The sequence below is a fragment of the Kitasatospora sp. NPDC054939 genome (assembly GCF_053610105.1).
Genome location: NZ_JBSGXP010000212.1, coordinates 1 through 10643, shown reverse-complemented (window position 1 = coordinate 10643; position 10643 = coordinate 1). Strand labels below are relative to the sequence as shown.

Genomic DNA, 10643 nt, shown 5'->3' with positions numbered 1-10643 from the left:
AACCGCCCCCCCCCCCGCCCACCCCCGGGCCCCTCCGCGGCGGGGGGGGCGTCGGGGCCGGGGGTGGGGTGGCCGGGTCGGCCGGTGGACTCAGATCCTGGCCGCCGCCGCGGCGATGGCCGAGGCGTAGGTGCTCACCTGGGTGTAGACGCCGGGGTAGTTCGGCCGGGCGCAGCCCTGGCCCCAGCTGGTGATACCGACCTGGATCCAGTTGCCGGAACCGTCGCGGCGGAACATCGGGCCGCCCGAGTCGCCCTGGCAGGTGTCCACGCCGCCCTGGGCGACGTAGCCGGCGCACAGCGAGGCCCCGGTGACCAGGCCCGGGTAGGCGCGGGAGCAGGTCGCGTCGTCGACGAACGGCACGCTCGCCTTGAGCAGGTAGCGCTGCTGCGCCCCGCCCTCGCGGGCCGCGCCCCAGCCGGCGATCGTGAAGGTCCCGTTGTCGTACGCGGTGGTGGTCGCGATCGGCAGGGTGCTGACCAGGCTGCTGTTGACCGGCGAGGCGAGCTTGATCAGGGCCCAGTCGTTGCCGTCCTCGGCGCCCGTGTAGTTGGGCGACTGGTAGACGTACGTCGAGCGGACCTTGATCGCGCTGCTGCTGTTGAGGTCGACGTTGCCCAGTGTCGCGGTGATCGAGGTGTTCGGGCCGGTGCGGCTGACGCAGTGCGCCGCGGTCAGCACGATCTGCCGGTTGTAGAGCGCACCGCCGCAGCCCATCGACAGCCGGACCATGAACGGGAACTCGCCCTGCGCCGCGCGGGTGCCGCCCACCACCGACGGCGAGGGCGACGGCGACGCCGCGGCCGGGAGCACCATCGCCCCCACCGCGAACACCACGCTCGCCACGACCGTGAACCAGCGGCCGAGTTGACGTTTCATCGTGCTCCTCCTCAGCGAAGTCCTGGAGCACCGAGCGTCGCCGAGCGGGCCGTGCGGGAGTAGGGGTCCGGCCCTGCCAGCCAGGCTTGGCAGGAACACGCAAGACGGATGCGGCGTCAGACTCCCCCGGGCAGCACGTGGCAGCCGGATGTGACCGGCCTGCGGCGACCGCCTACCCTGATCAACTGTGCGAGATCTTGCAGCGGGGACGGGTTACCTGGCCAAGGGCCAGAAGTGGGCTGCGCGGCACGGCCGCTGGTGGCTGTTCGGGATGATTCCCGCGCTGATCACCCTGGTCGGCTACGTCGTGGCCCTGTACTTCCTGAGCGGTTCGGCGGGCGACCTGGCCGCGTGGGCGACGCCGTTCGCGGACGACTGGGGCTCACCGTGGCAGAGCCTGCTCCGCACCGCGCTCGCCGCGATCGTCTTCGGCGGCGGGCTGCTGCTCTCGGTCATCACCTTCACCGCCGTCACCCTGCTGGTCGGCCAGCCGTTCTACGAGTCGCTCTGCGAGAAGGTCGACGAGTCCGAGGGCGGCGCGCCCACCCCGCCGGACGTACCGCTCTGGCGCGAGCTGGTGATCTCGGCGCGGGACAGCCTCTACGTGCTGGTCCGGGTGGCCGGGTTCGCCGTCCTGCTGTTCGGCCTGGGCTTCATCCCGGTGATCGGGCAGACGGTGGTGCCGGTGCTGGGCTTCCTGGTGTCCGGCTTCTTCCTGGCCGTCGAGCTGACCTCGGTGGGCCTGCAGCGGCGCGGGGTGCCGCAGGCCGAGCGGCTGCGCCTGCTGCGCCGCCGGCTGCCGCTGGCCCTGGGCTTCGGGGTGCCGCTGATCCTGCTGTTCCTGGTGCCGTTCGCAACCGTCCTGGCGATGCCGGGCGCGGTGGCGGGGGCCACCCTGCTGGCCCGCGACCTGGTGCCGGTCGAGGAGTCCGACCCGGACGACGACCGGGACGACCGGGACGGGAGCGACGACCGGGACGGGAGCGACGGCAGCGCCGGCCCGCGCCCGCCGCACGCGCAGCCGTACGGACAGGACTACGGGCAGGACTACGGGCAGGACTACGGACAGACGCCCGCCCAGCCGTACGGGCAGGTGCCCGAGGTGCCCCGGCCGCCGCACCCGCAGGACCCGTACCGAGGGAACCCCTACCGGCAGGACCCGCCCGACCCCGCCGCCGGGAACCCCTACCAGCAGCAGCCGGGCGGGCCGAACCCCTACCGGAGCTGAGCCGGCGGGCGTGACCGCGCGGTCACGCTGCGCCGACCCCGGCGCCGCCGCGGTGTGAGGCCCCCCACAGGGCCTGCGGCTGCTACTGCCCCCGATAGTGGACACCCCTGCCCGGCGGTGTCGCACGACCCCCGCACCGCCGGTCCGACCGCGTGGCGGACCAGCGGGCGGGAGCCCACCGGACGGCGGGAAGCCAGGCCACGACGGGGTCGACGCTGCGTGAACGCGCGGTCCGGCCGCGCCTCGGCCGCCGATTCCGCAAATCGGACATATCGCTATGAAGCGCCCGACTCCGGTCGGGCGCTTCGCCGTGCACCCACCGGTTTCCCACTACCCGGCGTAGTAGCCGGGCGCGTTGCCTACCGTGTCGCGACCTGCCAAGAATGGCCCGTCGCCAGGCAGCGCGGACCGGCCCACCCGGCCACCGCGCACCCCGCCCGCCCCGTCGCCAGCCGCCGGGGTGCCATGGCCGTCCCGTACGGCATTGCGGACCTGCTCGCCCGAGCCCGAGTACCGACTCACCAGCCACCGGCCACCGGCCGCCGCCCACCGGCGCGGCCGCCCGAGCACGCCGCGCGATGCCCGACCGCCCGAGAACCGTGCGCCCGGGGCCCACCGCCCCCGGCCCGGACCGCCCGGAGCCCGTACGACGGCCCGCCCGACGGAAAAGGATTGCCCGCTCCATGCAGCTCAGCCATGCCCGCCGCAACTCACTGATCACCGGTGTCGCCACCCTCGTGGTGTCCGGTGTCGCCACCGCCGCCCTCGCCCTGCCCCAGAGCGGCGGCGGCCACGCCACCGGAGCGGCCGCCCCCGCGGCTGCCGCCCACGTGGCCGACGTGTCGGTGGACGGCGTGCCGGTCGGCGGCCAGGACGCCGAGCAGGCCGCCGCCGAGGCCGCCGCGCAGGCCCAGGCCCAGGCCCAGGCCGAGGCGGACGCCAAGGCCCAGGCCGATGCCGCTGCCCAGGCCGACGCCGCTGCGCAGGCCGCCGCCCAGGCGCAGGCCGAGGCGGACGCCAAGGCGCAGGCGGAGGCGAAGGCCCAGGCCGACGCCAAGGCGAAGGCCGACGCCGAGGCCGCCGCCTCGCGCTCCAAGGAGCGCTCGGCCCTGAACAGCAAGCCGACCTACTCCGGCACCCCGCAGCAGATCGCCGCGCAGATCGTCCCGGCCGGCCAGCTCCAGTGCTTCAGCAACATCGTGTCGCACGAGAGCAGCTGGAAGGTCAACGCGACCAACCCCTCCTCCGGCGCCTACGGCCTGGTCCAGGCCCTGCCCGCCTCCAAGATGGCCTCCGCCGGCGCCGACTGGCGCACCAACCCGGCCACCCAGATCAAGTGGGGCCTGAAGTACATGAACGACCGTTACGGCAGCCCCTGCGGCGCCTGGGCGTTCTGGCAGTCCCACCACTGGTACTGATCCGCCACCGGTACTGATCCGCCGCTGGTACCGATCCCCCCGCCCCACCGCCCCGCATTGGTCCGGACCTGCGACGATGTCCGCGCAGCCGGTCCGGGGCGACCGGCATCCGAGGCCCCGCCGCACGGCCACCCGCGTGCGGCGGGGCCGTCGTGTGCACCCCAGGCGGGGTGCGTGAAAGTATCGCGTACGCCCATATGGTTTGGCCGGAATTGCCCGTAATGATGACCCGTCAGCGCTTTGCCACCGTTCGGGTGCGCTCCTACGCTCCGGCGTCATGCCCTCACCCCTGATCAGCGTCGTGCTCCCCGCCTATGACCAGCAGAAACAGCTGGCGGAGTGCCTCGACTCGCTGCTCGCGCAGTCCTTCCGCGACTTCGAGGTCATCGTGGTCGTGGACCGCTCCCCCGACAGCGCCGCGGACCTCGCCGAGGCCTACGCCTCCCGCCACCCGCAGATCTCCGTGCTGGAGCTGAACGCCGCGGTCGGCGTCGGCCGCAGCCGCAACGCCGGTACCCTGCGCGCCGTCGGCGAGTACCTGCTCTTCCTGGACGCCGACCACCTGCTGCCCGCCGACGGCCTGCAGGCGATGGCCGACCGGCTCACCGCGACCGGCCCGGTGGACGTCCTGCTGTTCGGGCACACCCGCCGGCACGCGGACCGCGACTGGCCGGGCGGCGCCGAGGCGCTGCTCGCCGCGACGGCGGAGGTCCGCGCGTCGGCCGACCGGGCCGTGTTCGGCCCGCTGGACCACCCGGAACTGCTCGGCGCCCCGCCGCTGGTCTGGGACCGCCTGCTGCGCCGCGACCACTGGTACGACCAGGCGCTGGCCTTCCCCGACGGCCGCTACGAGGAGATCCCGGTCGTCCACCGGGCCATGCTCCGCGCCGAGCGGATCGCCGTCCTGCCCCGCCCCTGCGTCCAGCTGCGCCGCCGGGAGACCGTGCACCCGACCGGCTCGCCCGGCAGCAGCCACTTCGACCTCTTCGAGCAGTACGAGCGCAGCTTCGCCCTGCTGGAGGACCGGCCGGAGCTGAACGCCGTGCGGGACCCGCTGTTCGTCCGGATGATCCGGCACTACCTGTTCGTCTTCGACCTCGCCGGCTGCGTCGCGCGCGCCGAGCGGCCCCAGTTCTTCCACCGGGCCGCCGAGCACCACCGCCGCTTCCTGCCGGCCGGGCACCGCCGCCCCGGCGGGCGCGAGGGCGTGAAGTTCTCGCTGCTGGCCGGCGGCTCGTACCCGGCCTTCGAGCTGGCCAAGCTCTCGCACATCGCCAAGAGCGCGGTGACCGGCTCGGCCCGCCGCCGCGGCGAACCGGCGACCGCCGCGGTCTGACCGGATCGGGGACGGCCCCGCGGGCCCCGTCCGTGCCGCGGGGGCGGGCACGGGCCGGGCCCGCGGGGCCGTCCCGCCGGACGGCACACCCGGACGGCACCCGGGCTCCACCCGAACGGCACCCGGACGGCGAACCGCCGGCCCCGCGCCGGGGTGGTTCGCCCGCCCGCAGCCGGTGCGCCTGGGATGATCGGCGGCACGACCGCCGTCGCCCCGCCCCGGGAGGACCCGTGAGCCGCCCCTCCGCCGCCGGTGCCGAACTCGCCCGCGCCCTGGCCGACGTCCTGCGCGGCGAGGTCCGCTTCGGCGCCGCCGAGCGCACCGTCTACAGCCACGACGCCTCCAACTACCGCCATCTGCCGCTCGGCGTGGTCAAGCCCGCCGACATCGACGACGTCCGCACCGCGCTCGCGCTCTGCCGCCGGTACGGCACCCCGGTCGTCGCCCGCGGCGCCGGCACCAGCGTCGGCGGGCAGGCGATCGGCCCGGGCGCGGTGGTGCTGGACTTCCGCCGCCACCTGGGCGCCGTCCTGGAGGTCGACCCGGACGCCCGCACCGCCCGGGTCGAGCCGGGCACCGTCCTGGACGACCTCCAGCGCGCGGCCCGCCCGTACGGGCTGCGGTTCGGGCCGGACCCGTCCACGCACAGCCGCTGCACCATCGGCGGCATGATCGGCAACAACTCCTGCGGCGCCCACTCGATCGCCTGGGGCCGCACCGCCGACAACGTCGAAGCCCTGGACCTGCTGCTCGCCGACGGCACCGAACTGACCGTGCGCGGCCCGCTCACCCCCGAGGAGCGCGCCGCGCTGCGCACCCTGCCCGGCCGGAGGGGCGAACTCCACCGCGACCTCCAGGACTTCACCGAGCGCCACCTCGCCGTGATCCGCCGGGACCTCCCGGACCTACCGCGCCGCACCTCCGGCTACCCGCTCGACGCCCTGCTCCCCGAACACGGCCACGACCTGGCCCGCGCCCTCACCGGCACCGAGGGCACCTGCGCCCTGCTGCTCGGCGCCACCGTCCGGCTGGTCGCGGAGCCCCCGGCCCGCGCCCTGGTCGTGGCCGGCTACCCCGACGAGACCGCCGCCGCGGACGCCGTGCCCGCCCTGCTGCCGCTCGGCCCGCTGACCGTCGAGGGCATGGCCGCCGACCTGATCGCCGCCCTGCTCGCGGCCGGCCCGCGCCCGCCCGCCCTGGACCGGCTCCCCGCGGGCGCCTGCTGGCTGTTCCTGGAGGCCGGCGGCGCCACCCCGGCCGAGGCCCTGGACGCCGCCCGGCTGCTGGCCACCGCCGTCCGGCGCGAGCGCACCGCCACCGCCGCCCTGGTCACCGACCCGGGCGAGCAGCGGCAGCTGTGGGCCGTCCGGGAGGCCGGGGCGGGGATCGTCACCCGGCTGCCGGACGGCACCGAGGCCTGGCCCGGCTGGGAGGACTCCGCCGTCCCGCCCGAACGCCTCGGCGGCTACCTGCGCGACCTGCGGGCCCTGCTCCGCCGGCACGGGCTGCGCGGCGTCCCGTACGGGCACTTCGGCGAGGGCTGCGTGCACCTGCGGATCGACTTCCCGCTGACCGAGCCGCAGGGCCACCTGGTGTTCCGCGAGTTCCTGGAGGCCGCCGCCGACCTGGTGGTCTCCCACGGCGGTTCGCTCTCCGGCGAGCACGGCGACGGGCAGGCCCGGGCCGAACTGCTACCGCGGATGTACCCGCCCGCGGTGATCGACCTGTTCGCGCGGTTCAAGCAAATCTGGGACCCGGAGAACCTGCTCAACCCCGGCGCCCTGGTCGACCCGCGCCCGCTCGACTCCGACCTGCGCTTCGCCCGCCCGCTGCGCCCGCTCCCGCTCGCCCTCCCCTACGAGCAGGACGGCGGCAGCCTGGAGAAGGCGGTGCACCGCTGCGTCGGCGTCGCCAAGTGCGTGGACCCCTCGACCGGCGTGATGTGCCCCAGCTACATGGCCACCGGCGAGGAGCGGCACTCGACCCGGGGCCGGGCCCGGCTGCTCGCCGAGATGCTGCGCGGCGCGGGTGCGCCGCCCGGCGGCTCCGGCGCGGCGGTCACCGACGGCTGGCGCTCGGCCGAGGTCCGCGAGGCGCTGGACCTCTGTCTGGCCTGCAAGGGCTGCGCGAGCGACTGCCCGGTCCACGTCGACATGGCCACCTACAAGACCGAGTTCCTGCACCAGCACTACCGGTACCGGCCGCGCCCGCGCTCGCACTGGTCGATGGGCTGGCTGCCGCTGTGGCTGCGCGCCACCGCGCTCGCGCCCGGCGCGGCCAACGCCCTCGCCCGCTCCCCCGCCGCCGGACTCCTCAAGCGGCTCGGCGGGATCGAACCCCGGCGGGTACTGCCGGTCTTCCCGCCCGAGACCTTCACCCGCTGGTACCGCCGCCACCGCGCCGAACACCCCGCCCCGGCGGGCGCGCAGCGCGTCCTGCTCTGGCCGGACACCTTCTCCGACCACCTCCAGCCGAACGTGCTGCGGGCCGCCGTCGAGGTGCTGGAACACCTGGGGTTCGCCGTGGAACTCCCCGACGGCCCGGTCTGCTGCGGGCTCACCTGGTGGTCAACCGGCCAACTCGGCACCGCCCGGCGGGTGATGCGGCGCAGCGTCCGCACCCTCGGCGGCGGCGACCTGCCGATCGTCGGCATGGACCCGAGCTGCACGGCCACCCTGCGCGAGGACCTGCCCCGGCTGCTCGGCGCGGACGGCCGCCCGGTCGCCGAACGGACCCGCACCTTCGCCGAGTTCGTCGACGCGTACGCACCCGGCGCCGACCTGCCGCAACTGCCGGTGGACGCGATCACCCAGACCCACTGCCACCAGCACGCCGTCCTCGGCACCGCGGCCGACCGCCGGGTCGAGCGGCGGATGGGCCTGCACAACCGGGTACTGGACTCCGGCTGCTGCGGTCTGGCCGGCAACTTCGGCTTCGAGCAGGGCCATTGGGAGGTGTCCCGGGCGATCGCGGAGCGGGTGCTGATCCCGGAGGTGCACGCCGCAGGACCGGACACCGTGGTGTTGGCTGACGGCTTCAGCTGCCGCACCCAGATCGCCCAGCTCGCCGGGGGCCGACAGGCGCTGCACCTCGCGGAGCTGATGCAGCGGGCCCTGCGCGAGCAGCGGTCCGGCCCGTCCGGTCCGTCGGGTCCGGCAGGTCCGTCGGCTCCCGCCGGTCCGTGAGCCCCTCGTCGGCCAGTGAGCGGCCCCGTCAGCCGCCCGTCGGCCCGTCAGCCCAGGCGGCTGCGGCGTTCCGGAGCGAACGGCACGCCGCTGCCGAGGCCGCGCAGTCCGACCACCGCGGCCTCGCCGAGGAAGCCGACCCCGATCGAGAGCTGTACCGGGCGGGCGGCCTCCGGGAGTCCGGCCCGGGGCGGCGAGCGCGCCGAAGCCGATCGTCGCCACGGCGGACAGCGCCATCACCAGGAAGGTCCGGCCGGTCCAGCGCTGCCAGAGGACGCCGTCGCGCTCGTACACCCGGACGGTCGTGCCGCGCACCGCGCCGAGGCCGCAGCCCAGGACGACGCCGGCCGCGACCCAGGCGAGATCGGAGGCGCCGAGGCCGGGGGACGCCGTGCACCGCCACCGCGCCGATCGCGGTCAGGACGACCGGCACGACGAGCAGTTCGCGGGCGTTGAGCGGCTCACCGCCCAGCCGGCGGCGGACCAGCACGACGACCCCCACCGCGATCAGCCCCGCGAGCAGCCATCCGTTCATGCGTCCCCCGTCACGTTCGCGCCCGCCCCGAACTCCGCAGCCGCGTCGAGGAGTTGCAGAGCGGCATGGACAGCCTCATCGTCCGGGCACTGGAAGCCGCCGAGGCCTCCGGGGGCCTGCTGCCCGGACTCGACCCGGCGGTGGAGAGCCGTCGGCTCTCCGCACTCCTCGACGGGCTGACCGTGCAGGCCGTCCTGCAGCCGGAACGGATCGGCCCCGAGGAACTGCGCGCGGTGCTGCGCCGCCACCTCGACTCGCTGGCCCGGCCCCGGCCGCAGGCCCCCTGACCCGCGCTGCGGCCGGCGACCCCACCCCGGCGACCGCGGCCCGGCGCACCGGCCCCTCCGCAAAGCGCTGACAGCGGACGCCCGCCGCCCCACAATGACGGCATGACGCTGACCACCGCCGAGGCGGACAAGATCCTGGCCGACAACTTCGCGCCCTGGGTGCAGGCACTCGACCTGTCGGTGGCCGAGACCGGCCCCCGCCACGCCGTCCTGCGGCTGCCCTGGTCCGCGCGGCTGGCCCGGGAGGGCGGCGCGCTCAGCGGACAGGCGATGATGGCCGCCGCCGACACCGCGAGCGTCATCGCGGTCTCGGCCGCGCTCGGCGGCTTCGGTCCGATGACCACCGTCCAGCAGTCGACGACCTTCCAACGGGCCGTGCTGGACCGGGACGTGCTGGTGCACGCGCGGGTCACCAAGCTGGGCCGCCGGATCGCCTTCCTGGACATCACCCTGACCGCCGACGGCGACGAGGAACCCGCCGCCCACGCCACCGCGGTCTACGCCCTCGCCGGTTGACGCCCGCGGCGGGGACCTCGGTCCCCGCCGCGACCGGTCCCCGCCGCAGCCCGCTACCGGAAGGTGCGCGGCGTCAGGTAGTCGGGCACGACCACCCGGCTCTGCGGGGACACCTGGCGCACCAGCGCGACGAACGCCCGCAGGTCCACGTCCGGATCGCCGACGACCGGATTGACCAGCGGCGTCTCGAACTTGTCCCAGTGCACCGGCACCACGGTCCGCGGCCGGCCCAGCGCCTCCAGCAGCCTCGGCACGTACCGGTGGGCGGTGGACCGCTTGCCCGGCACCGAGACCATCGCGATCTCCGGCCGCAGACCGGCCACTTCACGTTCCGCGATGTCGCTCGCCCCCATCAGGAACGCCGCCGGGCCGCCCGCGAAGGCCACCTGGAAGGCCAGCGTGTCCCCCTCGGGCAGGTCGCCGATGGTGGTCGGCGCGCGGTCCGGCACGGCGTGCAGGGTGCCCGGACGGAAGTACTGGCGCGAGGCGTTGCGGCTGTGGCGGCTGCCGAACACCTCCACCACCAGCCCGTCGCCGAAGTCCAGCACCTCCCCGCCCTTCACCACGACCAGCTGCTGCGCCGGCACCTTCATCGCCCTCAGCAGGTGGTAGGTGGTCTCGGTGCCGACCACCGTCGCCCCCGGGTTGGCGATCGCGATGTGCGGCACGTCGTTGATGTGGTCCCAGTGGCTGTGGGTGACCAGGATCAGCTCCGGCGTCCCGACCTGGGCGTCGACCAGCCTGGTGTCGGTGGTCAGCCGGGTCTCGGTGTTGAACGCCCCCTCGTACAGGCCGGTGTTGAAGCGCGTCAGGTACGGGTCGACCAGCACGGTCCGGGTGCCGCGGTCGATCCGCCAGCCCGCCGTACCGAACCAGCGGTAGACGGTGTCGGCCGGGCCGGCTGCGGAGGCGGGCGCGGCGGACGGCTGCGGGACGTCCTCGGCGGCGGCCGGTCGGGCGGCCCCGGCCGTGGCCAGTCCGGCCCCGGCGACGGCGGCGGTGCCCAGGAAGGCCCGGCGGTCGAATCCGGTGGAGCGCATGCGGGTTCCTCTCGGTGGACGACAGTGGCCGGCGGCACGGCACCGCCGCGCCACCGGAGATCAACACGCGTCCACCGGGGATTCGGTTTCCGAGCGAACAAATCCGGCGACGGCTCCACCGGATCTCCCCGACCGCCCCGCAGCCCCCACCACCCAGCCCCGCACCCGCACCCGCACGGGCACGGGCGTACGGCGTCCCGCGGCAGGCCGGTCGACCGG

At 75.5% G+C, this 10643-nt stretch carries 8 protein-coding genes; 6 read left to right on the top strand and 2 right to left on the bottom strand.

Annotation, left to right across the window (positions count from 1 at the left end):
* Positions 1 to 90 precede the first annotated feature (90 nt).
* On the bottom strand, positions 91 to 879 hold the full coding sequence (locus ACWGB8_RS36130) for a S1 family peptidase (protein ID WP_452217903.1): 789 nt from the start codon (positions 877 to 879) through the stop codon (positions 91 to 93).
* 187 nt (positions 880 to 1066) lie between these two features.
* Between ACWGB8_RS36130 and ACWGB8_RS36125 the strand changes: the two genes are divergently transcribed.
* From ACWGB8_RS36125 to ACWGB8_RS36100, 6 genes are all read left to right on the top strand, one after another.
* Entirely contained in the window at positions 1067 to 2107 is a 1041-nt protein-coding gene (locus ACWGB8_RS36125; protein ID WP_452217902.1) for an EI24 domain-containing protein, read from the top strand.
* Between the two features lie 683 nt (positions 2108 to 2790).
* On the top strand, positions 2791 to 3525 hold the full coding sequence (locus ACWGB8_RS36120; RefSeq protein ID WP_452217901.1) for an aggregation-promoting factor C-terminal-like domain-containing protein: 735 nt from the start codon (positions 2791 to 2793) through the stop codon (positions 3523 to 3525).
* A 277-nt stretch (positions 3526 to 3802) separates the two neighbouring features.
* A complete protein-coding gene (locus tag ACWGB8_RS36115; RefSeq protein ID WP_452217900.1) occupies positions 3803 to 4861 on the top strand; it encodes a glycosyltransferase family 2 protein in 1059 nt (352 codons plus the stop codon).
* A 230-nt stretch (positions 4862 to 5091) separates the two neighbouring features.
* Complete coding sequence (locus tag ACWGB8_RS36110; protein WP_452217899.1) at positions 5092 to 8046, top strand: FAD-binding and (Fe-S)-binding domain-containing protein; 2955 nt, start codon at positions 5092 to 5094, stop codon at positions 8044 to 8046.
* Positions 8047 to 8571: 525 nt separating this feature from the next.
* Positions 8572 to 8868 carry a TetR family transcriptional regulator C-terminal domain-containing protein gene (locus ACWGB8_RS36105; RefSeq protein WP_452217904.1) on the top strand — a complete coding sequence of 99 codons (297 nt, stop codon included), beginning with the start codon at positions 8572 to 8574 and terminating at the stop codon, positions 8866 to 8868.
* 102 nt (positions 8869 to 8970) lie between these two features.
* Entirely contained in the window at positions 8971 to 9384 is a 414-nt protein-coding gene (locus tag ACWGB8_RS36100) for a PaaI family thioesterase (protein WP_452217898.1), read from the top strand.
* A gap of 53 nt (positions 9385 to 9437) precedes the next feature.
* Here ACWGB8_RS36100 and ACWGB8_RS36095 read toward each other — a convergent pair whose 3' ends face one another.
* Positions 9438 to 10424, bottom strand: a complete 987-nt coding sequence (locus ACWGB8_RS36095) for an MBL fold metallo-hydrolase (protein ID WP_452217897.1) — start codon at positions 10422 to 10424, stop codon at positions 9438 to 9440.
* Positions 10425 to 10643: the final 219 nt, after the last annotated feature.

Excerpts from the sequence above, each read along its gene's own strand:
- ACWGB8_RS36095 (WP_452217897.1), bottom strand. The coding sequence starts at position 10,424 with ATGCGCTCCACCGGATTCGACCGCCGGGCCTTCCTGGGCACCGCCGCC.
- ACWGB8_RS36115 (WP_452217900.1), top strand. The coding sequence starts at position 3,803 with ATGCCCTCACCCCTGATCAGCGTCGTGCTCCCCGCCTATGACCAGCAG.
- ACWGB8_RS36130 (WP_452217903.1), bottom strand. The coding sequence starts at position 879 with ATGAAACGTCAACTCGGCCGCTGGTTCACGGTCGTGGCGAGCGTGGTG.
- ACWGB8_RS36100 (WP_452217898.1), top strand. The coding sequence starts at position 8,971 with ATGACGCTGACCACCGCCGAGGCGGACAAGATCCTGGCCGACAACTTC.
- ACWGB8_RS36120 (WP_452217901.1), top strand. The coding sequence starts at position 2,791 with ATGCAGCTCAGCCATGCCCGCCGCAACTCACTGATCACCGGTGTCGCC.